Source organism: Enterococcus casseliflavus NBRC 100478, from assembly GCF_001544095.1.
GTDB lineage: Bacteria > Bacillota > Bacilli > Lactobacillales > Enterococcaceae > Enterococcus_D > Enterococcus_D casseliflavus.
On the sequence record NZ_BCPT01000011.1, the window covers coordinates 76,658 to 102,847 of the forward strand.

Consider the following 26,190-nt stretch of genomic DNA (forward strand, 5'->3'; position numbering starts at 1 on the left):
TTGGTTTTCATCACAAATGCACAGGCTTTAGGCTGTATAGCAGTGATACATCGCAAGCATTTCTTCTGCGACTGCTTCTTGCCATCCCCCTGGCTGTAACAGGCATTCTTCCATTGATGGCAAATGAACAAAGCGAACAGCCAACTCTGAGCCTACAATCAATTGGTAGGACATCAAGCGATTTTTTTGCTGCAAGAGCAGCTGATGCTTTTCAGGGGCAAGAAAAGGCGCTGTTAAGTCTGCCAATTGCTTCAATGCCTCCGATGTACAAAGTCTTTCTTCGGGTGCGACACTGATCAATTGGTTGACCTCTGCTAATTTCATTGCCTCGATCACCCGCAGCGTTGCTCGAGGATCATGGATATCCGTCAAAAAAACCGACTGGCAGCCTTGCAATGCCCGAACGAGTCGTCCTAAATCGAGAAAGTCACCATCAATGATCGTCTCACGCGCAGCATCGATCTCATGCAAACGCTCCGTTGCACGGCGGGCATAGAGTACGAGTGGTCGATTGGTTCTTTCCAAAAGTTTTTGCCGTGATCGCTGACCGATCGTGCCAGCAGCACCTAAAATCGCAAGTCGTTTCATAAGCTCCCTTTCATTTTTGAAAAATTCAAGCCTCGTTCTTTGATTAGAAAAAATGGCTTGTCATAAAGTCTGGTTGACGAGATTGGCTTTGCGGTGGCGCAGTCGTTCTTCAGTCGGCAGAACATGCTCGTCATAATGTTCCAATTTGCATTCTAAACGTTCAACAGCTTCCGTCATATCTGAGATTTTCTCCCGCAAAACAGCAATTTGTTCGGCTAACAGCTGCTTGCGCTCAGGAACCGTCCCTCGACCTTCTTCAAATAAAGCCAGGTAATGACTCAGCCCATCAATCGATAGTCCAGCGTTGCGCATTTGTCTGGCAAAGATGATCCATTGTAAATCATCTTCATCGAATTCACGAACACCATTTTTGTTGCGTTTGACTGCCGGGATCAGCCCAATTTTTTCATAATAACGGATGGTATCAGCGGAAGCACCGCTCAATTCACTAACTTTTTTGATATTCATGACTTCACTCCCTTTGTTTCGCGTTTTTTCTTCCTCATTCGCGGTGTATTCTCTCTTTAATCAAGGAACCACTTTTGACTGTGTCTGATTATTCCGCTCCTACCACTGCATGAGGCAAGTATGGCTCTTCCAAATACGCTATCTCTTCGGCAGTCAGCTTTAGATCAAGGGCAGGTAATGCATCTAATAAATGGCTTTCTTTTGTTGCGCCGATAATTGGTGCGACCACTTGTTCTTTTTGTAATAACCAAGCCAAGGCGATTTGCGCCCGTTTGCTTTGGTGTTTGTCAGCGATCTGTGCAACCCGCGCCACGATCTCTCGGTCTTGTTCCATCGCTTTGTCGTACTTTTGATTGGCGGTTTTATCCGTTACGTACCGTTTGGTCTTTGCACCCCAATCTCTTGTTAACCGTCCAGCAGCCAATGGGCTATACGGCGTCACGGCAATTTTTTGATCGGCACACAAGGGCATCATTTCTCGCTCTTCTTCTCGATAAAGCAAGTTCAAGTGATTTTGCATCGAAACAAATTTGGTCCAGCCATTTTTTTCAGCGACTGCTTGTGCTTTGGCAAATTGCCAAGCGTACATCGCAGATGCGCCGATATAGCGTACTTTTCCAGAAACTACCAAATCATGTAATGCCTTCATGGTTTCTTCAATTGGCGTGTGGTAATCCCAACGATGGATGATATACAAATCAATGTAGTCCATTTGCAGGCGTTTTAAGCTTTGTTCGACTTGATAAAAAATCGCTTTTCGGGATAAGCCTCCACTGTTAGGTCGCTGTTTCATTTTAGAATATAGTTTTGTGGCAACCACGATCTCATCCCGGGGCGCAAAATCATTCAATGCTCGACCGACGATTTCTTCGCTCGCTCCATAAGAATAGACATTTGCCGTATCAAAAAAGTTGATGCCCAGATCCAAGGCTTTTTTGATGACTTCACGACTGTCGTCTTCTTCTAGCACCCACTCATGAAACCCACTGTTGGGATCGCCAAATCCCATTGTCCCTAAACACAAAGGTGACACATCAAGTCCTGTATTGCCAAATTTTACATAGTCCATTTTTACGTCCTCCTGTTTTTTTAAGTTACACTAAGCATACAGGTTGAAGTGCACTCTAAGTCAAGCGAATCTATAAACTTTTTTTTATTTTACTGTCAATTGACTCACAAGGACATGCTTTTTGTCGTGCGTTTCATTTCAAATCAGCTTTTGGTACACTAAAGATAAGTATTGATACGCTATCTAGCCGAGAAAAAGGAGCGAAAGATTTTGACTTGTATTTTTTGTACTGTCTCAAAACATGCGATCATTGAAAACGAACGCTTTTATGCGATCGCTGATAAGTACCCCGTCACCCCTGGACACTTGCTATTGATCCCCAAAGCGCATCGCAGGGATTATTTTGCTCTCACCCAAGAGGAATTACAAGACTTGCAGGCTTTGTTGCAGGAAGGCAAAGCCTATTTATTGGAAACCTATCGACCAGACGGCTTCAACATCGGCTTCAATTGCGGGGAGGCTGCTGGACAGACGGTCTTTCATTGCCATTGTCATTTGATCCCACGTTACCAAGGCGACGTGGAGCAGCCAAAAGGCGGCGTTCGAGGCGTGATTCCTAACAAGCAAGCCTACTAAACACAAAGAAGCCGTTTCTCCAGCAAAGGGAAACGGCTTCTTTGTGTTTGTTAAAATGAGGACGCTTAGGAATTGATCGCTGAATGATTCATCAATCGATTGATATGAACGCCTAGATAGACGATTTCATTGACAGGGATCTTCGTTTGGTATTCTTTATCGATATAGGCTTTGACTTTTGTCGCGATCTCCATAGCATTCGGATAAAGAGCCCACATTTGACGGTATAGTCCTTCATCATCTTCTTGCAGCAGACCATCCAAAAAGAATCGGTCAACGAAGAAACGCACGTGGGTGATAAAGCGATTGTAATGGATCGAATTGGTGTTGACGTCTTGCTGGATCGAGTAGCGCACCATATTGACGATCAACCCGATCAATTTGGCCTTTTTCAACCCATCTTGATTTTCCTCGGTGTTCGACTGGGCATTGATCAAATGAAACGCGATATTGGAGGCTTCTTCTTCTGGCAGCTCAATTTGATACTGCTCTTTCAACAAACGTAGTGCCTGTTCGGCGGCTCGAAATTCATCTGTATAGTAATTCTTGATTTCCCAATAGAGCCGATTCGTCACACTCAAGCCTTTTTGCTGACGTTCTACAGCAAAGTGCAAGTGATCCGATAAGGTGAGGTAAATCGTTGAATTTAGCGGATATGGCAGCATTTTTTGCGCCAGCTGGACGATTTCTTTGGTCATTTCAAAATAGTACAACGGAATCTCATCCACTAAATCGGCAAACTGACCTGATTTTTTTTCATCGATTGGCAGAAAAACTTGATCGATCTGGGTATCGGCTATGCTGTCGCCGACTTTTTTTCCATAGCCGATGCCTTTCCCAAGTGCAATCATTTCTTGGCCTTCCTTATCAACAAGTACGACACTTGAATTTAAGACTTTCTTGATGTAAATCATGCACTCTCGCTCCTCACTGTTTATTCTGCCAAACTTGCGCCATTGGTGGCGATCACTTGTTTGTACCAGTCGAAGGAATCTTTTTTCAAACGGTCATAACTGCCGTTTCCTTCATCATCGGCATCCACATAAATGAAGCCATAGCGTTTCGTCACTTGTGACGTCCCAGCACTGACCAGATCGATCGGTGCCCAAGAAGTATAACCAATCAAATCGACCCCTTCATCGATGGCTTCCTTCATTTGTTTGAAGTGTGCCTTGAAATAATCGACCCGATACGGATCATGCACTTGGCCGTCTTCAAGGACATCCACGGCGCCCATACCATTTTCAACGATCATTAATGGCACTTGATACCGATCATACAATGAAAGCAAGGAGATTTTCAAGCCTTTAGGATCGATCTGCCAGCCCCATTCAGTTGATGGCAGCTTGGGATTTTTTACCCCTAAAACCGTATTGCCCGGTGTCCGTTCGGCATTTGGATCACCTGATTCAGCCATAGACATATAATAACTAAAGGAAAGAAAATCAACAGTGTGATCTTTTAAGATTTGGCGGTCTTCTGGTGCCATTTCAATCTTGATGCCGCGTTTTTCCAGATCTTTTTCAATCATTCGCGGATAAGCCCCTTTGACTTGAACGTCCGCATAAAAATCATTTTCCAAGTTTTTCTTTAAGGTCAATTCAACATCCAATGGATCACAAGTCAATGGATATGTCATTAGCTTCGTTAACATACAGCCAACTTTATTGTTTGGGTTTTTCTCATGAGCGATTTTGGTCACTAATGAGCTGGCAACAAATTGGTGATGGAGCGCTTGATACACCTCTTGCTCTTCTTTGCCAGCTTCTGATTGTTCTGGAATGATGCCTGCTGTTGTAAAAGGATGACGATGGATACTGTCGATTTCGTTAAAGGTCAGCCAATATTCCACATACTCCCCAAATTCTTCGAAACAGACGGTTGCAAAGCGGACAAAGTCATCGATCACTTTGCGTTCCACCCAGCCATTGTACTTCAAGCTAAGGGCTAGCGGCATTTCATAGTGAGACAACGTTACGATCGGTTTGATCCCCAAGCGCTGCATTTCTTGAAAGACATTGCGGTAAAAAGCGATCCCTTCTTGATTGGGTGTCGTTTCTTCCCCGGTTGGGAACAAACGGGTCCACGCAATCGACAATCGCAACACTTTAAAGCCCATCTCCGCAAACAAAGCCAAATCTTCTGGATAGCGGTGATAGAAATCGATTCCTCGCCGTTTTGGATAGATGGTATCTGTTGGATCTGCCATCGCTTCTTTGACGGCTTCTACGGTCACGCTCATGTGCGCTGCATAATCTTTGTTATCGACATGAGGTTTGTAGGTCGCCACATCTGCCACCGACAAGGCTTTGCCACCAAGATTCCAACCTCCTTCTACTTGATTTGCGGCGATAGCGCCACCCCATAAGAAGTCCTTTGGAAAAGTTGTTTCAGTCATTTTTTCAATCCCCTTTTTACATTGTTTTTGTTGCATTGCTCATTTGTTTAGACGAGCGGTGCGATCGATAGGACACCATGGTCACTTTGCTCATCGGTTGATTCGATCGTTTTGACCGTAAAGTTTTCTTGATTGGTGACCACACAGATCACGATTGGATCAAAACCAGCTGCTTTGATGGCATCTAGATCAAATTGAATCAGCGGTTGCCCTTGTTTCACTTGATCCCCCGCTTTTACGTAAGGGGTAAAGTGTTTGCCTTCTAATTGGACGGTATCCAAGCCGATATGAAAGAGCAGTTCTGCACCATTACGGGTTTTTAACCCGATCGCATGGTTGGTTTCAAACAACATCGTGATCTCGCCATCTTCTGGTGCGATCAATTCGCCAGACGTCGGGATGGTCCCGAACCCTTCTCCGATCATACCGCTTGAAAAGACTTCATCGTTGACTTCAGATAAAGCTACCACTTGCCCATCTACTGGTTTGCTCAATACTTCGGCTTTGGGATCGGCAACAGTCGTCTTATTTTCTACCACTTTGTCTTTAAATAAGAAAAGGACAAGGACAAAAGAAACAGCAAAGGATACTCCTAACGTGACCAATGCCCACACAAGATTCATCGGGTTGGCTTCATCCACGAACATAGTGATACTTGCTAGACCAGGGCCAACTAATGCGAAGGCCTTGATGGCAAACAAACCAGCCACCGCTCCACCAACTAGGCTGGAAGCCATCACGCCGTAAAGCACTCGTTTATGCAGGATCGTCACCCCATACAAAGCAGGCTCGGTGATGCCAAAAAGGGCGGAGATGCCTGCAGAAACAGCGGTTGAACGAAGTTTTTGGTCTTTGGTCCGAACACTCACCGCAAAACAAGCACCAGCTTCTGCAATGTTATGTGCCAATGAGGCAGGCAAGTATAACAGCTCTGCCCCCATCTCACTCATGGACGAAACAGCATAGGGAATCATGGCTTTGTGCATACCAGTAACCACCATCAATGGTAAAACAGCTGCTAAAATCCCTGTTGCCACCCAACCTAAATGGGCATACAGCCAAATGATCGCTGCTGAAAAAATCGTTCCGACTTCAAAGCCTAATGGGCCTAAAATCAATAAAGCAACTGGAACCGTAATAACTAAGCTCATCATCGGAACAAAGAAGATACGGATCGGTTTTGGTGAGATTCGGGTAAATAGCTTTTCAATTTGAGCGTAAAATAAAACCGTTAAAATGGCTGGAAATACTTGTGACGCATAGGCGATATTTTGTAAACCGAAGCCCATGAACGTTGCGCCATCTGTCAATAGTGTCGTTAGTTCAGGCAAAATCAAGGCACCGACAGCGGAAACCGCCACCAATTGGTTGACCTTTAATTTATTTGCCGTGGTGATCGCCACTAAAATCGGTAAGAAATACAATGGTGCACCACCGATCAGATTCAAAATTTGATACGTCTGGCTCGTATTGTCCATCAATCCAGTGACAGAAGCAAGTAACAGTAAGGATTTCAAGACGCCCCCACCAGCGACCGCTGGAATCAACGGTTGAAAAATCGAGATAATAAAATCAAGCAGGACCGCACCCCACGATTGTTTTTGTTTGCCTTCACTTCCTCCATCCGCTGTTAGCTCATGACCTAACACGTTCATAACCTCATCATACACTTCGACGACATCATTGCCGATGATGACTTGGCATTGGACATTTTGTCGCACCCCAATCACGCCATCGACTTTTTCCAAGGCATCTTTTTGTACGAGGCTATTGTCTTTTAAGGTAAAGCGCAAGCGTGTGGAGCAATGTTCCAAATGTGCGATATTTTCTTTTCCGCCAATCAACTCAACGATGGCAGTTGCCGTTTCTTTTACATTCATAATTTTCTTCTCCTTTAATTAGTTTTCCTTTGTTGGCCAAACAAAGAAAAAAGCAGGCAGCACCTACAAAAACATTGAACGGAATCCAACGATCCCTTCCATGTTTTTTATAGGTCCTGCCTGCATTACCAGTCACATGCCTGTTTTATTACTTGCATAATACCATGCTTTATTTGAAAACGCAACCACCGTTTGAAAAATATTTTGCTAAGCCTTTTGCTGAAACGAGAAGTTTGCTACACTTAGTGGATAATCAGTTGTTTCGTCTTCCTTGGCTTGCACCAGAAGCAAGAAGAACATCGCTGGCTAAACGTATCACAAGAAAGGATGAATCGGATGACTTCATTGAATCACTCACTGCATGTTGCCGTCCCAACAGCATTTGATCATACAGAAAGACTTGACACGAAAAGGACGATCGCTCATATCTTGCAATTGCAAAAGCAAGGGATCAAATCGGTTTTGGTGTGCGGCTCCACCGGTGAACAGCACTCATTTACCTTGACAGAAAAAAAACAGCTCCTACATGCCTTAGCGCAAGAAACCAGCTGGGCAGCCGATTTCGAAGTCCTCTTCGGTTTAGCTGGCATCGTATTTCATGAAACGGTCGCGTTGGCAGAAGCAATTAGCAAAAATCCCCGAATCGATGGTGTGGTTTTAGGCTTTCCCCCTTATCTTTGCCTGACCCAAAAGGAAGCTGTGCTCTATGCTCAGGGATTGATCCATACTTGCGAAAAACCAGTTATTTTATACAACAATCCCCGCCGCACGGGCTTTGATTTATCTGCAGAAAGCCTCTTGACCTTGATCGCTGACCCTCGGGTGATCGGCTTAAAAGAAGCTGGCAGGAAGGAGCGAGTGCCTCAACTAAAAACAAAGACGGCTGCCGATTTTCGTTTTTATGCTGGTGGTGAAGCGGACTTGGCGGAAAAGGTCGCACTAGGGTTTAACGGGCTGTCATCAATGGCAGGAAACCTTTGTCCCAAGGAGATCCAGGTGATTTGGCACGGCTTATTGAAAGGTGATGCAACGATTTCTACGTCGAATGAATGGCAGAAAATGGAACAAGCAGCTGCTGGCGATCCAACCAATACCATCAGTTACCTTCCGTGGCTCAAGCAGCAAATCACCATTGATGGACAGCCCTTTGGCTTTTGTCGTCAGCCGCTAGGTCTAGCAACAATTGATCGGTTTGGCACTGGCTCAATTCCCCCTCATCTAGCACATGAAAGGCAGGAGAACCAGACAAATGAAGATTGATCCACCGATTGATCCACAACTAAAGCACTATATTGAAAGCTCCATCATCCCGCAATACAACCAATTGGATAGCAGTCACTCCCCGGCGCACGTCCACCAAGTGATCCAAAATAGTTTTGAAATTGCTGAAACATTGCCTGTTGACCTGAATGTCGTCTATACGGTAGCTGCCTACCATGATATCGGCTTGCTCTATGGCCGCAAAAACCACGAAAGCAATTCCCGCCAGATCGTTGAACAAGATGCTGTGTTGCCACGCTTTTTCTCTCCTCCAGTCATTTCAATGATCGGCGAAGCTGTAGAAGATCATCGCGCCTCGCTGCCCTATGAGCCTCGCTCGCTTTATGGCAAAATTATTTCCGAAGCCGATCGCGACTTAGATTTTGAGCGAATCCTCAAGCGTACCTTGCTTTTTGCTTATGAGAAAAAGCAGCTGACAGATTTAGAACAATTGCATCATGAAGCGTATCAGTACATTTCAAAGAAATACGGTCCTCAAAGTGAGCTGAAGGTTTGGTTGGATTATCGCAAAAACCAAGACGGTTTGGCGATCATCTATCAAAAATTAGCACAACCTGAAAGCTTCCGTCACTCCTTTGAAAAAATCGTGCCATTAGTTATCGCTACAAGCAAAGAAACTGACGATTGACACTTTGATCCAGCACCAGACTTCAAATAGGAACCCTCTGAATCAGCGTTGCAGTTGTGTCTGCACTGAATCAGAGGGCTTTTACTGTTATTCTAAACGTTCTTTCTCCACTAAAATCCCCCGCCCCTTCGCTGCTCCTACGCTCCTATTCAAATCAAAGGGCAGCAAGTGGTTTTCTTCAATCAACAGACGCCCCTTCTAAATAACCTTCCTTTTTTCACCGAATTTACTCTTTGTAAGCAAGATAGTTTGCTGAAAATAAAAAAAGTGGTATTTTTATTTTATCAAGTGATAAAATATTAGGAGGAATCGTTATGTTTTTGGCAATCAATGAAATACGCCATTCCAAATTGCGTTACGCCCTAGTTACAGGGGTCATGTTTTTAATCGCCTATTTGGTCTTTTTTTTAACTGGGTTAGCTTATGGGTTGGCTCAAGATAATCGGATGGCAGTCGACAAATGGGAGGCAGATCAAATTTTGTTGACCGAAGAAGCAAATGATAATTTAAACATGTCGATGCTTCCTCGCAGTCTTTATGATGAAGTCGATGCACCAGAAAAAGCAGTTTTGGCGCAAACCGCTGGAGTTCTGACCAAAGAAGACAACGGTGAAAAAGTCGATGTCACCTTTTTCGGCATTGATCCAGATCAATTTTTAGCACCCAATATTACCGATGGCGAGATGTTTGCTTCAGATGATGAAGCGGTCGCCGACAGCAGTATTGAGGAAGAATACGGGATTTCCATTGGTGACACCATCAAATTAGCAGGCAGTGACAAAAAATTAAAAATCGTCGGTTTTACAGATAACGCCCGCTTCAGTGTCGCTCCGGTCCTCTACACGTCGATCGGTGCCTATCAAGAAATTCGTTTTGAAAAAGAAGATGATTCTGAAAATGCCCGTATCAACGCGATCGTGACTCGTGGCAAAATCAAAGAAGTGCCAGATGATCTGGTCGCTACGGATATCAGCAAATTTATTAATGAATTGCCTGGTTACAACGCGCAAGTGCTGACTTTTGGCTTTATGATCGGGTTCTTGATCGTGATCGCTGCCATCGTTATCGGAATTTTCATCTATGTGCTAACGATGCAAAAATCAGAAATTTTTGGTGTCATGAAAGCTCAAGGGATTTCTAGCCGCTACATTGCTTTTTCGGTGATCGCCCAAACGTTCTTATTGGCAACCTCGGGTGTTTTGATCGGTGGTTTGGCAACGATCGGTACCGCTCTCGTGTTACCTGCGGCAGTGCCATTCCAAATCAATCTATTATTCTTTGCTAGTATTAGTGTCATGATGATTCTGATTGCGATGCTAGGTGCTTTCTTCTCGGTGCGAACGATTGTAAAAATCGACCCATTGAAAGCAATCGGATAGGAGGAAAAAACATGAGTGCCATTGAATTCAAACAAGTCAAAAAATCATTTAAAGATGGGGACGCGACAATTGAAGCCTTGAAAGAAACCAACTTTTCGGTAGAAAAAGGCGAATTTGTCGCCATCATCGGTCCTTCTGGCTCTGGGAAAAGTACCTTTCTAACGATCGCCGGTGGTCTGCAAGCCCCCTCTGAAGGCGAAGTGTTTATCAATGACGAACCCTTCAGTAAACAAAAAGAAAAGCAACGGGCAAAAACTCGTTTCAAAAAGATCGGCTTTATTTTACAAGCTTCCAACCTTGTCCCTTTTTTGACGGTCAAAAAGCAACTCCAATTAGTGGATAAGGTCAGCAAAGAAACCCAAGAGCAATCAGCAACTGAATTGTTTGAACAACTTGGGATCGAAAAGCTGCAGAACAAATACCCCGATGAGCTTTCTGGTGGTGAAAGACAGCGTGTGGCTATTGCCCGAGCGCTCTATCATGATCCCACCATCATATTGGCAGATGAACCAACGGCGAGTCTTGATTCAAAAAAAGCCGTCGAAGTCGTCAAAATCTTAGCAAAAGAAACCAAAGAAAAACAAAAAGCCACCATTATGGTGACCCATGATACCCGTTTAACAGATTATTGTGATCGGGTTCTCGTCATGAAAGATGGCGTTTTAGAAGAAAAAGAACACACGAAAAAAGAAGCCGAATCAGATGATTCGCAGAAGGAGCAAGCATGAAAAAAATTATTGTTGTCGGTGCGGGCGTGTCAGGATTAGCTGCTGCTGTCCGTTTGCAAAAACTTGGCTATGACGTCACCCTCTACGAAAAAGAAGGTCAACCTGGGGGCAAAATGAATCAGATCAAGGAAAACGGCTTTACCTTTGATGTGGGCCCCACCATCGTTATGATGCCTGAAATTTATCGTGAAGTGTTTGAATTTGCTGGCGTTGATCCGAATGACTATATTCCTATGGAGAAAGTCGATCCGATGCTGCAGCTGTATTTTGCCCAAGACGAACCGCTGACCTTCTCAAATGACTTAGTAGAATTGACCAAAACGCTAGAAGCGATCTCAGAAGAAGATGCTCAAGGCTATTTTGCCTTTTTAGCAGATATTTACAAACGCTATGTGATCGCCAAAGAGTCCTTCATCACCAAGTCGTTTCGGACATGGCGAGATTTTTACAATCCCAAATCATTATGGGCAGGGTTAAAGCTGCGAACGTTTAGTGACGCCTACTCTTCCATTTCTAAATTTGTCAAAGATGATCGCCTGCGCAAATCATTGGCGTTTCAAACCTTGTATATCGGTGTCTCCCCTTACCAAGGGCCGTCCCTTTATACGATCATCCCTATGATCGAGTTGATGTATGGGGTCTATTTCATCAAAGGCGGCATGTATACGTTAGCCACTGGGATGGCACGTTTGTTGCAAGAATTAGGCGGTACGATCCATTACAATACGCCGATCGATGAATTATTGATCGAAAACAAGCAAACCAAAGGCGTTCGTGTCAATGGAGAAACGATCACCGCAGATGCCGTGATTTGTGCGGCTGATTTTCCTTATGCCATGGAAAGCTTGATTCCTGATGAATCAAAACGCGGCAAATACACCAATCAAAAAATCGCTTCGATGGATTACTCTTGTTCTTGTTTCTTGCTTTATTTAGGTCTGGACAAAAAATATGAGGATAGCGCACTCCACAGCATTTATTTTGCCAATGATTTCAAACGCAATGTAGACGATCTTTTCGAGGCTGGCAAGCTGCCAGAAGATCCTTCCTTCTACTTGTATCGTCCAACCCTGAAAGATGCTTCCTTAGCACCTGATGGTCAAGAAGGTCTTTATGTTTTAGTCCCAGTACCTGAATTATCTAAATTTGATCAATGGACGGATGAAACGATCCAAAGCTACCGCCAGCAGATCATTGGATTATTAAAAGAAAAAACGATCTTTACGGATATTGATGAACACATCGTGTATGAAAAAATGTATACGCCAGATACGTTCAATGATCGGTTCAATGCCTACAACGGTGCGACATTTGGCTTGAAACCGACCTTAGCCCAAAGCAATTACTATCGTCCCCATAATAAATTTGATTATGCAGAAGGCCTATACTTCTGCGGCAGCAGTACGCATCCAGGAGCGGGTGTGCCAATCGTGATGCAAAGTGCCAAGTTAGCTGTGGAGGAGTTGTTAAAAGATGACCGTTAAATCATTAAGCGTCTTTGATGAATACGACAACGATTTTTTATACTGTGAGGCCATCATAAAAAAGCATTCGAAAAATTTTCATACCGCCTTTTCTCAATTGCCAAAAGACAAAGCCCGCGCCGTCTATGCCGTCTACGCCTTTTGCCGACGTGCCGACGATGCCGTCGATGAAAAGCAAGACCCATTGTTGATCGAAGCCATGAAAAAACGCTTGGAAGAAATGCAAAAACAAGTATCAGACGATACGATCGACTTGCCGCAAGCCGTCAAGGAAGAAGATCCTGATGAAGCCATTTGGCGGGCATTGACCCTTTCTTTCCAACAGTTTGATCTGCAATTTCAACCCTTTTTCGACCTATTGGTGGGGCAAAAACAAGACCTTGACTTCCAGCAGCCCACCTCTGAAAAAGAGCTTTCTGACTATAGTTACTACGTAGCTGGCAGTGTAGGTCTGATGCTCTTGCCGATTCTCTCGCAAGCAGCCGCTGCGATTCAAGAGCCCGCCATCAAATTGGGTGAAGCGATGCAGCGCACCAATATTTTACGTGATATTGGCGAGGATCTGCGGATAGGCCGCATCTATTTGCCGCAAACGGTCTTGGCACAATACAACCTTTCGCGAGAGGCTTTAGCAGCTGGTAATCAAAACCCACAGTTTATCGAGATGTGGGAACACGAGGCGCAACTGGCAGAGACGCTTTATCAAGAATCTTTTGTCATGATGCCGCAAATCGATGAGGATTGCCGTGAAGCTCTATTAGCAGCTGCTTTGATCTATCGGGAAATCTTGACTGTGATTCGCAAAAACAACTATCAAGTCTTTGCTGAAAAAACAGCGGTACCGAAACAACGGAAAATCCAACTTTTGTTTACCGCGAAAAAAATGCTTCGTCAGGAACGTTGGGAGGGCTGACTTTGAACTTGCGAGAAAAAATATTACGAGTGGCAGAGAACCTGTTTATGCAGCAGGGGTATCAAGCAACTTCTACAAGACAGATCGCAGAAGCCGTCGGCATCACCCAACCCAATCTTTATTATCACTTCAAAGGCAAAGAAGCCATCTATTATGAAGTGATGGTTTCTTTGGCACAAGAGGTTTCTGGAAAGCTAAATCAGACCGTTGAAGATACTTCCTTGACGATCTCTGAAAAAATCTTGAACATGTTTCTTTTTTTAAGAAGTCGGCATCGGATCAATTTTTATATGATGATGCACGACATTCAGCATACCGTTTCTGAGGACACTTCTAAAAAACTGTACTTGCTTTGGCGGAAAAATTACAAAGAACCGTTTCTTGACTTGTTTCGTCGCAGTGATTCCAATCTCCGTTCGGATGTCGACCCAGAATTTGTCACCAGTCAATTGTTAGTACTGATGGCGGCTCATTTGGACTCACCAGAAAAAGAAGACAAGATGCCAGAAGCGATCGATTTGTTTTTATTCGGTGCACTAGGCAATGGGCCAATTGCGAAATAGCTGGAACGTTGGCTTTTGTCCCGAGAATAATCATTCGACGAATTTCTGACAATCGCGTACACTGATCCAGTAAACAGAAACTTAAAAGGATGGATGTACATGTCAAAAAATCGAATCGAAGCCTTTACGGATGCGGTCATTGCGATCGTAATGACCTTATTAGTATTGGAATTGCACCAGCCCGAAGGCGATACCTTTGCTTCTTTTTTAGGAGTGGAACAGCAATTTATTATTTATTTGATCAGCTTTGTGATGTTAGCGATCTACTGGAACAATCACCATCATCTATTTCAAGTAGTGTCTAAAATCGACGGTTGGACCTTGTGGGCGAATCATTTGTTGATTCTGGCACTGACCCTCTTTCCTTTTGTAACGTCATGGGTCAGTCGTTATCCAGTCGCTTTTGCCCCACAGCTGCTATACGGGGCTGTCATTTTATTGACGGATTTCAGCTATTTCCTAGTTGGAAAATCCTTGGTTCGTGCCAATCCTGACAATCAAGCCATCGTGGAACTGTTTCGCGGATACAAGAAACTCTACTTTACGTTGTTTATCAACGTGCTGGCATTGCTCCTGGGCGGGCTGATCCATCCCCTGTTTATCATCACACTGGATAGTCTCGTGCTATTGTTGTGGGTGATCCCTGAGAAAAAAGTAGAAACCTTTTTAAAACAATAAAAACACTTGCGTCCTTCTCCTAAAAGCGGTGAATGATTGCGCACAAGCAGCCGATTGGTCTACTTTTGCACAGTCATCCATCAAGAGAAGGACGCAAGTGTTTTTTCTAGCGAATCAAGTCTTTCCCAGGTGCCTGCAAGACTTGTTCAACTTGTTCTTTGGTGGTTAAGGGGACATCTCCCAGCATCGTATGAGCCAAAACTGCATTCGTGATAGCAAAATCAGCGGTGCGTTGGAGCGACCATTTTTCGGCATAGCCTAATAATACGCCAGCAGCATAGGCATCCCCTGCCCCGATCCGATCCAACACTTGCAGCAGCTGCGGTGCCGTTTCATAGGTATCTTGTGCCGTAATGATCCTTCCGCTGATAAACTGCTTGTCTTCCACGGCTAGACGCCGTGTCCCGCAGAACCATTCTAGTTGATACTGGTCAATAAAGGATTGGATCAACGCAAGCTCTGCGCCTTCTGTTTCCTCTAAGGGATAAGCCAAGAGCTCCTCCAAGTCACGGACAGAGCCGAAAACTAGATCACAATAGGGTAGGATCGTTTCATACCGTTGTTTCAGTACCTCCCGATTTAATTCTTCATTCAAGCTTGGACGGAAGTTGAAATCAAAGCAGACGCGAATCTGCTTGGCATGGGCCTGTTTCGCCAAAGCCAAAGCTGTTTGCCAAGTTTTCTCAGTCAAACTAAGAGAGATCCCGCAAATATGAATGAGATCGACCGTTTCTAAAAACCCATCGATAGCATATTCTTCTGGACCTGAAACGCCAAAGGAACTATGATGGCGATTTTGATACGTCACATAGGTCGGACGAGCGCCGTAGCCGATCTCGGCGAAATAACTGCCGATATGACTATATTTTTTGCCAACAAATGCCGTCTGGATTCCATAGGAACGCAAGCTGGCTTTTGCCGTATCTCCTAATCGGTTGGCTGGCACCTGCGTCAGCATCGACGTCGTCAAGCCGAAATGCGCCAAATTGCCTAACAGATTGACCCCTGTTCCCGTAAAATCCATTCGCAAAGAGTGGGTCTGTTCCAACGTTCGATATTCTGGTGGCGTCAACCGCATCATTACCTCACCGTAAGCACCGATCCGCATCATTGATCCCCCCCTATTTGGCTGCTGCGAACACCTTTTTCGTCATTTCTGCTAATGTCTGTACATCTCCAGGGCGTGTGTCCCCTGTTTCTCCATCGATGATCGAGCTGTAAATATGCGGAATGATTTTTTTCACGCCTGCATCAACAGCAATCTGCAAGATTTCTTCAAAGTTTTCTAAATCGATACCGCCGGTCGGTTCCAAATAAAAATCATTCGCGGCACAAGCCTCGGCTACCGCTTGATATTCTGCTTTATGAGCCAACCCTTTCATTGGAAAATACTTGATAGAACTAGCGCCCATGTCTTTTAATAAAGCGATCGCTGTTTCAACTGGGACTTCTGCAGCTGGAGTTTGTGAACTCAATGGACCAGTCGCAATATTGACATAGCCGACTTTTCCCGTTGGTGAAACCAGGGCATTGACGATCGTTTCAGATTGTCCTAGCAAAGCTCGTGAGGTCCCCGCTCCCGTGAACACTTGGTTAACATGCTGTGGTTGAAGAACAGCGGAAATTCGGGAGACCATTTCACTTTGATTGGGGTCGCCAGCACCAAGCCCTACAGAAAGGGCATTATTTGTTGCCACTTGATAGTTCTTCATGTCAGCGATAGCCGCCTCGTCACTATCATAGTTTTTTGATAAAACACCTAGGACGATGTTGCCCTCTGCTGCTTCGTAACAAGCTTTCGCATTGTCGATGGAGTTTGCTAACACATTTAGACAGACACGGTCAGCGAAATAATTGGGTGAAGTTTTCATTTTTGGGTTGCTCCTAACATAATTTCTTGTAAGCGATCAGTGATCACTGCCATTTCTTGTTCATTGACTGCTCGGATATCAAATTCAATAATGCCGTTATTGGCTTGGTACTCACGGGTATAAATCGCTGGTTCTCCTGCTTTTAGCGCGTCGATCACTGCTTTGGCACTTGGTTCTTTCACTTTAACACTCGCCCGATAAATGTCTCTGCCCGCGCTGTCTTGAACGATTTTTGCTTCGAAACCAGTGATTTCATTGATTGCCGCAATAAATGGTTGCAGACGCTCTTGCATCGAAGCGCCAGATTCTGTTCCCTCCGCTAGATAATCCGTCACGGCTTGGGTAAATCCGAGAATATTGTCTTTACCGATTTTCATTGCTCGACCTATCCCTTTGGATTGCAGGCGCACCCAAGAGACATAGGGCTGCTTGCCGATCACTAAGCCAGCACTCGGTCCTGACAGTGCTTTGGCACCTGAATAGATCACTAAATCAGCACCAGCTTGGGTATAGGCAAACAAATCTTCCTCAGCAGCCGCATCAACGATCAATGGAAGATCGTGTGCCTTGGCAACTTGGGCCGTTTCTGCTACCGTCAGCATACTTTTTTGAACGGTGTGATGACTCTTTATGTAGAGAATCGCCGCTGTTTCGGGCGTGATCATCTGTTCAATGTGCTCGGGTGTACACATATTGGCATAGCCTGCTTCCACGACCTTCCCACCGCCTTGTGCTACCATCACTTCCACTGGTGTGCCATAATCTACGTTGTGGCCTTTGGGCAAAATGATCTCCCGCTTACTGATTTTCTCACTATATGGATGATACAAATGATAGCTGTCGCCTTGACCGATGAGTGCCGCCACCGATTGGGCGATCCCCGCTGAAGCGGAAGAAACGATCTGTGCATCTTCCGTTTTCAACAATTTTGCTAAATAGGCCCCAGTTTTTTCTGCTAGATCTGCCATTTCAAAGAAATGCTCCCCGCCATAGCGCTGGGCTGCAAGCACACTTTCGCTGACTTTCGAGACACCTAGAATCGTCATTTTGCCAGAAGCATTGATGACTTCTTTCAAGTCTAATTCTTCAATATTCAGTGTCAAAAAGTTCCCCTCCTATCACCGCTTTTTGCGGCACGATCTGTTGTGTCGTGATTCGGCGATTGCCGTTAGAATCCGTCAATTCCTTTTCGCCCGCTTCAAAGCGGAAAATCGTAAAATCAGCATCATATCCCAATGCGATCTCGCCTTTGTTTTGTAAATGAAATTGCTTCGCAGGGGCACTGGTCACCTTCTCGATGATCTCACGCCAATCATACCCTACGACCGCTAATTTTTCCATAGTCGTCGCTAAATCAAAGACTGGTCCATTGGTACGATTGCGGATATAGATATCCGTACTAATGGAAGAAGCCTTCAGCTGATTGGCAAAGGCTGTCTCCGCCACGTCAAAATTGAAACTGTCTGTCCCATGACCAATATCGAAGACCAAGCCTTTTTCATAGGCAGCAAATACGAAAGGCTTGATGGTTTGGTTCGTTTGATCCAAAATCCCATTGGCTTTGCCGTTAAAGCAATGGGTCACCACATCGCCTGTTTCCAATTCAGCGAGAATCTCTGCTAAATTCGGTGGTGCTGAGCCGATGTGGACCATCAAAGGCAGCGGTTGATTTTCAGCTTGGATCGTTTTCGCTAATTTCAACGGCGTGATGCCATTTTCGCCGATCACCGTTTTGCTCATTCGGGCTTTGATCCCGACGATAAAGTCAGGAAACTTCTGCAGTGCTTCTTTGACCAATTCTTTTTTGACTTTTGACAGATCCGCAAGTTCATCCTGCTCTACGATCCCCCATTTGGAAATGTTGACTAAAGCAAAGACATTGGTTTTGGCTTCTTTGGCTAAATCATAAAACCGATGGATATTTTCAGCGCCCGTCGTCCCCGCATCGATAACGGTCGTGACGCCTTGTTTGACACCGATCTCGTCTGGATAATCATAATAGAGCGTCATTTCCTCGAAACAATGGACATGGTCATCGATCCAACCAGCTGACAAGAACTCCCCTTCTGCTAAGGTCAGCTCTTGTTTCGCCTGCTCCTGCAACGTGGGTGCCAGAGCAGTGATTTTGCCGTCTTGAATCCCAATATCAAATACTTCTTCATCGATCGTGTGGGCTTGACGAATAATCAAATCAAACATTTCGTTACACCTTCCTCTCTGTGAAAGTGAATTTCGACCAAGGATGGATAAAGGGCAGCAGAACTAACTCTTGTTCGACGATCGAACCGATTTTATTTTTTCGTGGATCTGAGTGAGGCTCTAGCACGACTTGCAGCTCGTTTTTGTACTTGCCAAAACGATCATTGCCAATCACAACGTCCCCTCGTTGAAAGACGCCTTCGTGGTCATGGACAGGATTGTCATGGTTCTTATACTTTTTACGAACTTCTGTAGAACGGATCATCCGATCGGTGATGTCGCCTCGACGGTAATGCTGCTCGTCCAGGGCGATTTGGCGTTCAACTTCATTGATTTCAGGCACAAATTCAATAGCAAATGCAGTCTGGTAGCGATCAATCGCTCCTAACGCTGCCAATTCTGCTTCAGAAGCATAAGCATTTCCGATAATGACATCGTCGATCAAGCCTGTGGCAAACAAATGCTTTGCAGCTGTTTCTACAGGCATTTTCCGGTGCATTTCTAAGGTCGGTAAGCCATCATTGATATCCCAAGGTCCGATCGTTCCCGTTTGAGAAGAGATAAATGCGGCGGTTCGAATGCCTTTTTCCTTGAAACGACGACTGCATTTTTCAAAGAAATCATAGGGCAAGGCAGTCCCTTCTTGCGGATAGAAATTGTGGCAGCCGTATAAGTAAGGAATGTTGGCTTGATAGGTCAAAATATTGTCTAAATACGCCACATCATTGCTCATATTCAATTCAACAGCTAAGCCAAAGGGATTGTAGGTCAACATCGCTTCTTTATTGCCGTCAAAGCCTAAATCTAAACGAATCCCATCGGCACCTATTTCATGGAAAAAGGTCAAGTCATCATAGGAGATGCCTAGTTCCGAAAAGATGGCTGGTGCCACGTCTAAAATCGTTTCATAGCCTAATCCTTTGGCAAAATCAATCAACGCTTTAAACTTTTTCTGCACGTTTTCTTTGCCGTCACTCACTTCCAGCATACTCATAAAAATGCGGCTAAAGCCATAATCATGGGCTAATTGCAGATAGGCTTTGTCTGTTTCAAAATCACTGTGATCGGGATACACCGATACTCCTAGTTGTCTTTTCAACTTATCTCATCCTCATTTCTTCATAAAAAGCAGTAAAACGTGTCAGTAAAAGCGAACTGCAAACAATCGTCGCCGTTATCGTCAAAAATGGTCCCCACGGAAACTGACGGCTCAGTAGGATCGCTGCAGCAACGCCAAGAAGCCCGAACAAAAGCATCCGCCAAAACGGCACTTCTTGAATTTTTTTCCCTTGTGCTGATTTTGTTAACCAAATTTGACAACCAAAAAATAAACAAATGGCATAAATCCCCATGTTTGCACCTCACTCTTTTTTGTCTTGCTTAAGCGGCAGTTTCTTCTTCTTGTTCGCGGGCAATCTGCTGTTTCTCAAAGACTTTAAAGAATGGGTAATAGATTGCGAGTGTAATAAAGAAGTTGATGATCACTAAAATCGCTGCTGCGATACTCCAGTCCGTACTCATCCAGGCGGCGATTGGTGCTGGAATGGCAAACCCAAGTCTGGCAGCCATCATCGGTACGACACCCGTAATGGTCGCGAAGTAAGAAATCGTTGTCGTAATCAACGGTGCCACCAAGAACGGAATGCCTAAGATTGGGTTCATTACGATCGGTGCACCGAAAATCACTGGTTCATTGATATTGAATAAGCCTGGCAGGATGGACAAACGGCCCAATTGTTTCAAGTATTTTGATTTGGAGAAGAAGAACAAAACGACCAACGCCAAGGTCGTACCGGCTCCACCGATCCAGACGAACCATTGTAAAAATTGTTCCGTAAAAATATTAGGCAATTCATGCGCATTACCAGATGCTTGGAACGCTTCCATATTTTCAGCAATGGAAATATCCCAGAATGGACGAATGACAGGACCTATGATGGCTGGTCCATGAATCCCCAGTACCCAGAAGAAACAGATCAAGAAGACAGTCAATAAACCACCAAACAAGCTGTTACCAGCTAGCACGTCTTTTAACGGCATCAACAAGTTACTTAAAAAGCCATTGATATCAAAGCCTAACATATGACGGATCACCCAGAACAATATCAGGATCGCTCCTCCAGGAATCAACGCCATGAATGAATTCGTCACTTCTGGTGGCACGCCATCTGGCATTTTGATGGTAATGTTTTTTACGATAAAGAAACGATAGATTTCAACGGACAAGATCGCCGTGACGATCGCGCCAAACAAAGAGCCTGACCCTAAATTTGCCACATTGATATAACGTCCCGCATCAATGATGCCTTCCACAGAATCAAAGACTCGCAACGGTGGTGCAGCGGTTACAAGAAAGGACATCGTTGCTAAGATACCCGCAGTCAATGAATCCAGCTTGTAGCTTTTGGCTAGCGATGAAGCAATCCCATACGTTGCATACAATGCCAATAATCCGACTGTATAACGAAAGGGAATATCCAAAACTTCCCGATACGGTTCGATCACCGCAGCGACTGATTCGATGGGAAAATTCAGTAAGATCGTGAAGAAAGACCCAACGATCGTTAATGGTAACGTAGCGATGATCCCCTTACGAATCGCTACCATGTGCCGTTGCGTCCCCACTTTATTTGCAATCGGCATCAACTTCTGTTCTATAAATTCTACAAACCCTTTCATAATTGCCTCCTTAGTTTATAACATTATAATGTTTATACAAGGATAATAGCACAGAGGATCTGGGTTCGTAAATAGTTTTTTAAACAGTAGATAGAATAATCTTTTCGCAATAACATTTCCTACAGTAAACATCAAGCGTCCTATCGTTGTCTTTTCGGTCGATACTGATACATAAAACGATTTTGGATGACGGTACAATTGATAATAAGTAACAAAATGAAAACTGGTGCCAAAGGAGTGCGGATCAACAAGAAAAACAAACTGAGTAAGAAAAGTAAGGAAACAAGTAACAGTTTCCAAAAAGCCAGCGTGATTTTGGCATTATTTTTTTCTAAAAGAAGATGGGTCAGAAAAATCAAGAGCAAACAACTCACTACTAGAACCATTCTACTCACCTTCTTTAGCTGTTTCTAGCTCTTGCGCCACTTGAAGTTTCTCAAATGCTTTAAAGAATGGATAGTAAATCGCTAATGAAACGAAGAAACAGACGAAGACCATCAAACAAGCAACCCAATTCCAATTTGAGGTAATCAATGCGCCAAGAGGTGCGGGAATCGAAAATGGTGGTTTGACCATCATCTTAGGCATCCAATCTAAAGCGGTAACGATATAGACTAAGATAGTATTAGCGATTGGCACAAGAATAAACGGAATTGCCAACAGTGGATTCATCACAATTGGCGTCCCAAAGATCATCGGTTCATTAATATTAAAAATCCCTGGTAAAATGGAAAGACGACCCAATTGTTTTAAATAGTTTGAACGAGAGAACATAAACAAAACAACCAATGCAAGCGTTGATCCAGTACCACCCATTTGCGCATACCATTGATAAAATTGTTCGGTAAAAAGATTTGGTAGATCAAAGGCAGACATACCGTTTTGGAATAATTCCGCATTTTCTAAAATTGCTTGATCCCAAAATGGACGAATGATGGGTCCTAAAACGGCATGGCCATGAATACCCAATACCCAGAAAACGCAGATAACAAATGGTGTGATGATTCCGCCTATCAAATTATTACCTGTTAAGAAACCTTTTAAAGGAGAGATGGCGATCGTCAGCAATCCATTTAAATCAAAGCCGAAAAAGTGGCGCGGAATCCAAAAGACTAAGATAACCAGCAAGGTTGGTAGGAGTGCCGCAAAGGATTCGCCTACAACAGGCGGTACGCCTTCTGGCATCTTGATTTCCAAGTTTTTTGCTTTTGTAAAATGATAAATCTCTACTGAAACTAGTGCCGCAATGATCGCACCGAATAATCCTTGGGATCCAAGGGAAGCGATGGGTAAATACCTTCCTGCAAGTACGGCATCTCCTGTCGTGCTGATGCCTTCCGCCAAATTGATCGGAACGACCATTAAAATCGTCGCTAACATGGATAAAAACCCACTTGTTATCCGATCGAGTTTGTAACTAGCACCTAAGTTGGAGCCAATCGTAAATGAGGCATAGAGAGACATTAACCCCACCGTAAATCGAAAAGGAATGTCAAGTGCCGGTAAATAAGGAGCGACCCATTCGGTATAACCAGGAATCGGCAAATTTAAAATAATAGTGAAAAAAGAGCCAACGATCGTGAGCGGTAAAATAGAAATCAACCCATTTCGAATAGCCTGCAAGTGCCGCTGCTGTCCAATAGCATTGGCAATCGGTAATAACTTCATTGCAACCGAGTCTAAAACTTTCATTATAAAACCCTCCTAAAATTCGTTTGAAAAACCATTTTTTTGAATCGCTTCTTTAAACCATAGGCCAGACTTTTTCATCGTTTTTTCTCCCGTTTCTAAATCCAGACGATAAAAGCCATAGCGATTTTTGAACGCATTCTGCCAACTCCAACAGTCCACAAATGTCCACATGTGATACCCCAGACAGTTACTCCCCTCCATCATTGCTTGATGAAGCTCAATTAAATGCTCTTTTAAAAAAGCAATTCGGTAGTTGTCTTGCACTTGCCCCCCTTCGATAAATGTTTCTTCTCCCTGAATCCCGATGCCATTTTCTGAAACAAACCAATCAATATTCCCATATTCTAACTGGATTTTTTTAGCGATATCATACAAGCCATGAGGATAAATCTCAATCCCCCTTGAAGTATTCATTCTTCTGCCAGGCATCTCGTAATCATCGTAAAACCATTCTGGTGAGAAAACTCCCTCGGGATTAGGCAAAGATTCTTTGGCTTTCACTCGCCGTGGACGGTAATAATTGATCCCTAACAGATCAATCGTTGTTTCAGCAATCAAAGCAAGATCTTGTTCTTCCACTCGTGGCATTTGGTCGTAGCGCGTTAAAATAGCCCTTAACTCCTGTGGGTAACGACCTTTTAAAATCGCTTCATTAAGGGAGCGAGTATAGAAGAGGTCTGCCATTTCCGCTGCTTTTAAGTCGGCAGGATGCTGGCTTCTTGGGTAAACTGGGATCACATCCATGATGATACCGATTTTTCCTTGATAAGTTCCTTGTCGAAAGACCTTAACTGCCTCACAGTGAGCAAGGATGATATGGTGAAGTACTTGTGCCGCCCGTTTAAAATCTACTACATAAGGGTAGTGTCGGTCATGCAAATAGCCGGCTTCTGCTGGAATCATCGGCTCATTAAAGGTAAACCAGTACGCAACTTTCTCATGAAATAGATCAAAACAAATTTTCGCATACGCCCGATACGCTTCGATGACCTCACGATTTTCAAATCCGCCGATTTCTTGTAATTTCATTGGCATGTCAAAGTGATAAAGATTGATAAACGGTTTGATGCCTCTTTGATTTAACCCATCAAGCATTCTGGTATAAAAGTCAACAGCTTCAGGATTAACTTCCCCTGTACCTTCGGGAATAAGACGTGACCAAGAGATCGAAGTCCGAAAAGAATTAAAAGAAAGTGCCGCCATTCGATCCAAATCCGCTTCCATTTCCTGATAAAACCTTGATGTATGTTCTGTTGTAACTCCTTCAAAAAACCGATGGTTATAGTTTTTTGAGGCATAATCCCAAATGTTTTCTCCTTTATTGTCTCCAGCTATCGTTCCTTCTGATTGTGTCGCACTCGTTGCTGCACCCCAGAAAAAGTCCTTCGAAAAATTATACTCCATGTCGCCCTCCTACAATTCCTTTATTACTAAGCGAAGCATCCGCTTACATTATTGAACAACGAAAGTATAGCATGAAGTAAAATCAATATAATGTTATAATCCTAAATAGAGAACGTTTTCATCCCTTGTCACTTGTTCCACAAAAAAAACACTTTGTTACGGAGGTGCATCATGCTTTTTCTTGACTACAATCCTGAACTTACTGCACTAGAATACGAGGTTTACCGATTTGTATCAAAAAACTTGGCTTCAGTGTCTAAAATGAAGATGAAAGAACTTGCCAAAGAGACCCATACCAGTACTGCTAGTATTAGCCGTTTTTGCAAGAAATTTGAATGTGATACGTTTACCGAATTTAAGATCAATTTGCGCTTTTACTTAGATTCTCTCGTAAAATCTAAAATATCCGATAGTGATGAGTCCCAAACAATTGATTTCTTGAAGCGAGTAAACCAGCCCTTTTTATCTGAAAGAATCGATCGAGCAACAGAGATTCTTAAGAACAAAAGCTTCGTGCTATTTATTGGATCAGGCTTATCTGAAACGATTGCGGAATATGGCGCACTCTATTTTACTGACTTGGGAAAAACGGCATTAAAAGTTGACGATCCCTCAAATTATCCTATCGACTGGTTTCCTGAAGACATATTGTGCAAAACCGGTATCATTGTTTTGTCGATTTCTGGGGAAACACAAGAAATGATTCGATACTTACAAAAGTTAAATCAAAAAGATTGTCAGATTATTGCCATCACGAATACCGAAGATTCAACTATCAGCCAGTTATCCGACTTAACGGTGCCCTATTACATCGAAAGAGAGACCATTTTTAAAGCCAGTCAAAAAAAAGAGAAAACCATTGAACTGACTTCTCAACTACCAGCAATTTATTTAATTGAAAAAATTGCCAAAAGAATACGCCTATCAGAAGAACTTCTCTGATAGGCGCAGGTAGTTTCATTTATTCAGCGATCTTCACAATCTGTAACTAAATCAAATAAAAGTTCCACCAAATAAATGGCTGGAATTTGTGAGGACAATGAATCAGCTGCTTGATTATCGGAAAAATAGTAAGCAAAGTTTCGCTCAGAAAGTCTGGCAATTGACGTTGTCGAACGATTTGTTAGTGAAATGGTCGAAATTCCAGCGGTGGTACATTCAGTAATCAAGGATTCAAGGAATGGATCGGCGCCTTTATTAGAAAAAACCAGCAACGTGGCTTCGCTACTTAAGGTTCGCCAAACGGATTTAATCGATGTTGTTTCTTCCTCTACGCACACGATCTTATCTAAACGTGCAAACTTTTGTTGGGCATAGGTCAAAGCAAGTGTCGATTCCCTGTCACTGGCTAAGATTAAAAGTTTTGTTTTGCTTATTCGTTTAGCAATCGTTAATAATGTTTCTCGATAGAAGGATTCATCCATACGTTCAAAAAAATAGTGCAGGGCTTTTTTATCTTGTTTGAATAATCGATCAGTCTTTCCTTGTTTCTGTAACGTCCTTTTCAATTTGATTTTAAATTCTGAAAAACCTCCGCAATCAAATTTTCGACAAAACCGCAGAACAGTCGTTGAGCTAGTTTTTGTTGCATCCGCCAACTCACGAATAGACATCGAACAGACTTCTGCTTGCTGATTTAATACGTACTGAAATAGTTGCCATTCTTTCTTACTAAATGACTTATTCTCGGCAGTGAGTTCCATCAGTTTTCT

At 43.7% G+C, this 26,190-nt stretch carries 27 protein-coding genes; 10 read left to right on the forward strand and 17 right to left on the reverse strand.

Annotated features, from left to right (window positions below):
* Window positions 1-27: 27 nt before the first annotated feature.
* The 3 genes from ECA1_RS10770 to ECA1_RS10780 form a co-directional block, all read right to left on the reverse strand.
* The gene (locus ECA1_RS10770) at window positions 28-588 is read right to left on the reverse strand and encodes an NAD(P)H-binding protein (RefSeq protein ID WP_060792461.1); all 561 of its coding nucleotides are present in this window, start codon (window positions 586-588) and stop codon (window positions 28-30) included.
* Window positions 589-648: 60 nt separating this feature from the next.
* The gene (locus ECA1_RS10775) at window positions 649-1,056 is read right to left on the reverse strand and encodes a MerR family transcriptional regulator (protein WP_060792462.1); all 408 of its coding nucleotides are present in this window, start codon (window positions 1,054-1,056) and stop codon (window positions 649-651) included.
* Between the two features lie 88 nt (window positions 1,057-1,144).
* Window positions 1,145-2,125, reverse strand: a complete 981-nt coding sequence (locus ECA1_RS10780) for an aldo/keto reductase (protein ID WP_060792463.1) — start codon at window positions 2,123-2,125, stop codon at window positions 1,145-1,147.
* 210 nt (window positions 2,126-2,335) lie between these two features.
* Here ECA1_RS10780 and ECA1_RS10785 point away from each other — a divergent pair, with 210 nt between their 5' ends.
* The gene (locus tag ECA1_RS10785; RefSeq protein ID WP_060792464.1) at window positions 2,336-2,701 is read left to right on the forward strand and encodes an HIT family protein; all 366 of its coding nucleotides are present in this window, start codon (window positions 2,336-2,338) and stop codon (window positions 2,699-2,701) included.
* A gap of 65 nt (window positions 2,702-2,766) precedes the next feature.
* Here ECA1_RS10785 and ECA1_RS10790 read toward each other — a convergent pair whose 3' ends face one another.
* From ECA1_RS10790 to ECA1_RS10800, 3 genes are read right to left on the reverse strand one after another with little or no spacing between them, the layout of a single operon-like run.
* Entirely contained in the window at window positions 2,767-3,615 is an 849-nt protein-coding gene (locus ECA1_RS10790) for a PRD domain-containing protein (RefSeq protein WP_060792465.1), read from the reverse strand.
* Window positions 3,616-3,635: 20 nt separating this feature from the next.
* Window positions 3,636-5,099 (reverse strand): glycoside hydrolase family 1 protein, encoded by a 1,464-nt coding sequence (locus tag ECA1_RS10795; protein ID WP_060792466.1) that lies wholly within the window; start codon window positions 5,097-5,099, stop codon window positions 3,636-3,638.
* A gap of 47 nt (window positions 5,100-5,146) precedes the next feature.
* Complete coding sequence (locus ECA1_RS10800) at window positions 5,147-6,979, reverse strand: beta-glucoside-specific PTS transporter subunit IIABC (RefSeq protein WP_060792467.1); 1,833 nt, start codon at window positions 6,977-6,979, stop codon at window positions 5,147-5,149.
* A gap of 336 nt (window positions 6,980-7,315) precedes the next feature.
* Here ECA1_RS10800 and ECA1_RS10805 point away from each other — a divergent pair, with 336 nt between their 5' ends.
* The 8 genes from ECA1_RS10805 (at window position 7,316) to ECA1_RS10840 (ending at window position 14,633) form a co-directional block, all read left to right on the forward strand.
* A complete protein-coding gene (locus ECA1_RS10805; protein ID WP_060792468.1) occupies window positions 7,316-8,239 on the forward strand; it encodes a dihydrodipicolinate synthase family protein in 924 nt (307 codons plus the stop codon).
* Entirely contained in the window at window positions 8,229-8,888 is a 660-nt protein-coding gene (locus ECA1_RS10810) for an HD domain-containing protein (protein ID WP_060792469.1), read from the forward strand. Before ECA1_RS10805 ends, ECA1_RS10810 begins: the two co-directional genes overlap by 11 nt.
* A gap of 314 nt (window positions 8,889-9,202) precedes the next feature.
* Window positions 9,203-10,267, forward strand: a complete 1,065-nt coding sequence (locus ECA1_RS10815; protein WP_060792470.1) for an ABC transporter permease — start codon at window positions 9,203-9,205, stop codon at window positions 10,265-10,267.
* A gap of 11 nt (window positions 10,268-10,278) precedes the next feature.
* Complete coding sequence (locus ECA1_RS10820) at window positions 10,279-10,995, forward strand: ABC transporter ATP-binding protein (RefSeq protein ID WP_005225713.1); 717 nt, start codon at window positions 10,279-10,281, stop codon at window positions 10,993-10,995.
* Window positions 10,992-12,479: a phytoene desaturase family protein gene (locus tag ECA1_RS10825; protein WP_060792471.1), complete on the forward strand. Its 1,488-nt coding sequence runs from the start codon at window positions 10,992-10,994 to the stop codon at window positions 12,477-12,479. Before ECA1_RS10820 ends, ECA1_RS10825 begins: the two co-directional genes overlap by 4 nt.
* Window positions 12,469-13,392, forward strand: coding sequence for a phytoene/squalene synthase family protein (locus ECA1_RS10830; protein ID WP_060792472.1), 924 nt, complete (start codon window positions 12,469-12,471; stop codon window positions 13,390-13,392). Before ECA1_RS10825 ends, ECA1_RS10830 begins: the two co-directional genes overlap by 11 nt.
* Before the next feature lie 2 nt (window positions 13,393-13,394).
* Window positions 13,395-13,955, forward strand: a complete 561-nt coding sequence (locus ECA1_RS10835; protein WP_010747950.1) for a TetR/AcrR family transcriptional regulator — start codon at window positions 13,395-13,397, stop codon at window positions 13,953-13,955.
* A 99-nt stretch (window positions 13,956-14,054) separates the two neighbouring features.
* A complete protein-coding gene (locus tag ECA1_RS10840) occupies window positions 14,055-14,633 on the forward strand; it encodes a TMEM175 family protein (RefSeq protein WP_060792473.1) in 579 nt (192 codons plus the stop codon).
* A 106-nt stretch (window positions 14,634-14,739) separates the two neighbouring features.
* Here ECA1_RS10840 and ECA1_RS10845 read toward each other — a convergent pair whose 3' ends face one another.
* From ECA1_RS10845 to ECA1_RS10890, 10 genes are all read right to left on the reverse strand, one after another.
* Window positions 14,740-15,744, reverse strand: coding sequence for a sugar kinase (locus ECA1_RS10845; protein WP_015509465.1), 1,005 nt, complete (start codon window positions 15,742-15,744; stop codon window positions 14,740-14,742).
* A gap of 10 nt (window positions 15,745-15,754) precedes the next feature.
* Entirely contained in the window at window positions 15,755-16,504 is a 750-nt protein-coding gene (gene dagF, locus ECA1_RS10850; protein ID WP_060792474.1) for a 2-dehydro-3-deoxy-phosphogluconate aldolase, read from the reverse strand.
* The gene (locus tag ECA1_RS10855) at window positions 16,501-17,607 is read right to left on the reverse strand and encodes a DgaE family pyridoxal phosphate-dependent ammonia lyase (protein ID WP_060792475.1); all 1,107 of its coding nucleotides are present in this window, start codon (window positions 17,605-17,607) and stop codon (window positions 16,501-16,503) included. Before ECA1_RS10855 ends, dagF begins: the two co-directional genes overlap by 4 nt.
* Complete coding sequence (locus tag ECA1_RS10860; RefSeq protein WP_060792476.1) at window positions 17,591-18,703, reverse strand: amidohydrolase/deacetylase family metallohydrolase; 1,113 nt, start codon at window positions 18,701-18,703, stop codon at window positions 17,591-17,593. The genes ECA1_RS10855 and ECA1_RS10860 overlap by 17 nt, the downstream gene beginning before the upstream one ends.
* 4 nt (window positions 18,704-18,707) lie before the next feature.
* Window positions 18,708-19,802 carry a DUF871 domain-containing protein gene (locus ECA1_RS10865; RefSeq protein WP_060792477.1) on the reverse strand — a complete coding sequence of 365 codons (1,095 nt, stop codon included), beginning with the start codon at window positions 19,800-19,802 and terminating at the stop codon, window positions 18,708-18,710.
* A gap of 1 nt (window position 19,803) precedes the next feature.
* Entirely contained in the window at window positions 19,804-20,055 is a 252-nt protein-coding gene (locus ECA1_RS10870) for a hypothetical protein (protein ID WP_060792478.1), read from the reverse strand.
* Window positions 20,056-20,083: 28 nt separating this feature from the next.
* Window positions 20,084-21,382, reverse strand: coding sequence for a PTS sugar transporter subunit IIC (locus ECA1_RS10875; protein ID WP_060792479.1), 1,299 nt, complete (start codon window positions 21,380-21,382; stop codon window positions 20,084-20,086).
* A gap of 140 nt (window positions 21,383-21,522) precedes the next feature.
* Entirely contained in the window at window positions 21,523-21,768 is a 246-nt protein-coding gene (locus ECA1_RS10880) for a hypothetical protein (RefSeq protein WP_060792480.1), read from the reverse strand.
* A gap of 1 nt (window position 21,769) precedes the next feature.
* The gene (locus tag ECA1_RS10885; RefSeq protein WP_060792481.1) at window positions 21,770-23,074 is read right to left on the reverse strand and encodes a PTS sugar transporter subunit IIC; all 1,305 of its coding nucleotides are present in this window, start codon (window positions 23,072-23,074) and stop codon (window positions 21,770-21,772) included.
* A gap of 12 nt (window positions 23,075-23,086) precedes the next feature.
* The gene (locus tag ECA1_RS10890; RefSeq protein ID WP_060792482.1) at window positions 23,087-24,478 is read right to left on the reverse strand and encodes a glycoside hydrolase family 1 protein; all 1,392 of its coding nucleotides are present in this window, start codon (window positions 24,476-24,478) and stop codon (window positions 23,087-23,089) included.
* A gap of 171 nt (window positions 24,479-24,649) precedes the next feature.
* On the opposite strand from ECA1_RS10890, the gene ECA1_RS10895 reads away from it, so the two are divergent.
* Window positions 24,650-25,420, forward strand: coding sequence for a MurR/RpiR family transcriptional regulator (locus tag ECA1_RS10895; RefSeq protein ID WP_015509458.1), 771 nt, complete (start codon window positions 24,650-24,652; stop codon window positions 25,418-25,420).
* A gap of 23 nt (window positions 25,421-25,443) precedes the next feature.
* Here ECA1_RS10895 and ECA1_RS10900 read toward each other — a convergent pair whose 3' ends face one another.
* Entirely contained in the window at window positions 25,444-26,181 is a 738-nt protein-coding gene (locus tag ECA1_RS10900) for a MurR/RpiR family transcriptional regulator (RefSeq protein WP_060792483.1), read from the reverse strand.
* Window positions 26,182-26,190: the final 9 nt, after the last annotated feature.

Bases quoted from the DNA above. Each gene is read 5' to 3' on its own strand.
- ECA1_RS10770 (WP_060792461.1), bottom strand. From the start codon at position 588: ATGAAACGACTTGCGATTTTAGGTGCTGCTGGCACGATCGGTCAGCGA.
- ECA1_RS10775 (WP_060792462.1), bottom strand. From the start codon at position 1,056: ATGAATATCAAAAAAGTTAGTGAATTGAGCGGTGCTTCCGCTGATACC.
- ECA1_RS10780 (WP_060792463.1), bottom strand. From the start codon at position 2,125: ATGGACTATGTAAAATTTGGCAATACAGGACTTGATGTGTCACCTTTG.
- ECA1_RS10790 (WP_060792465.1), bottom strand. From the start codon at position 3,615: ATGATTTACATCAAGAAAGTCTTAAATTCAAGTGTCGTACTTGTTGAT.
- ECA1_RS10795 (WP_060792466.1), bottom strand. From the start codon at position 5,099: ATGACTGAAACAACTTTTCCAAAGGACTTCTTATGGGGTGGCGCTATC.
- ECA1_RS10800 (WP_060792467.1), bottom strand. From the start codon at position 6,979: ATGAATGTAAAAGAAACGGCAACTGCCATCGTTGAGTTGATTGGCGGA.
- ECA1_RS10805 (WP_060792468.1), top strand. From the start codon at position 7,316: ATGACTTCATTGAATCACTCACTGCATGTTGCCGTCCCAACAGCATTT.
- ECA1_RS10810 (WP_060792469.1), top strand. From the start codon at position 8,229: ATGAAGATTGATCCACCGATTGATCCACAACTAAAGCACTATATTGAA.
- ECA1_RS10815 (WP_060792470.1), top strand. From the start codon at position 9,203: ATGTTTTTGGCAATCAATGAAATACGCCATTCCAAATTGCGTTACGCC.
- ECA1_RS10820 (WP_005225713.1), top strand. From the start codon at position 10,279: ATGAGTGCCATTGAATTCAAACAAGTCAAAAAATCATTTAAAGATGGG.
- ECA1_RS10825 (WP_060792471.1), top strand. From the start codon at position 10,992: ATGAAAAAAATTATTGTTGTCGGTGCGGGCGTGTCAGGATTAGCTGCT.
- ECA1_RS10830 (WP_060792472.1), top strand. From the start codon at position 12,469: ATGACCGTTAAATCATTAAGCGTCTTTGATGAATACGACAACGATTTT.
- ECA1_RS10840 (WP_060792473.1), top strand. From the start codon at position 14,055: ATGTCAAAAAATCGAATCGAAGCCTTTACGGATGCGGTCATTGCGATC.
- ECA1_RS10845 (WP_015509465.1), bottom strand. From the start codon at position 15,744: ATGATGCGGATCGGTGCTTACGGTGAGGTAATGATGCGGTTGACGCCA.
- dagF (WP_060792474.1), bottom strand. From the start codon at position 16,504: ATGAAAACTTCACCCAATTATTTCGCTGACCGTGTCTGTCTAAATGTG.
- ECA1_RS10860 (WP_060792476.1), bottom strand. From the start codon at position 18,703: ATGTTTGATTTGATTATTCGTCAAGCCCACACGATCGATGAAGAAGTA.
- ECA1_RS10870 (WP_060792478.1), bottom strand. From the start codon at position 20,055: ATGGGGATTTATGCCATTTGTTTATTTTTTGGTTGTCAAATTTGGTTA.
- ECA1_RS10875 (WP_060792479.1), bottom strand. From the start codon at position 21,382: ATGAAAGGGTTTGTAGAATTTATAGAACAGAAGTTGATGCCGATTGCA.
- ECA1_RS10880 (WP_060792480.1), bottom strand. From the start codon at position 21,768: ATGGTTCTAGTAGTGAGTTGTTTGCTCTTGATTTTTCTGACCCATCTT.
- ECA1_RS10885 (WP_060792481.1), bottom strand. From the start codon at position 23,074: ATGAAAGTTTTAGACTCGGTTGCAATGAAGTTATTACCGATTGCCAAT.
- ECA1_RS10890 (WP_060792482.1), bottom strand. From the start codon at position 24,478: ATGGAGTATAATTTTTCGAAGGACTTTTTCTGGGGTGCAGCAACGAGT.
- ECA1_RS10895 (WP_015509458.1), top strand. From the start codon at position 24,650: ATGCTTTTTCTTGACTACAATCCTGAACTTACTGCACTAGAATACGAG.
- ECA1_RS10900 (WP_060792483.1), bottom strand. From the start codon at position 26,181: ATGGAACTCACTGCCGAGAATAAGTCATTTAGTAAGAAAGAATGGCAA.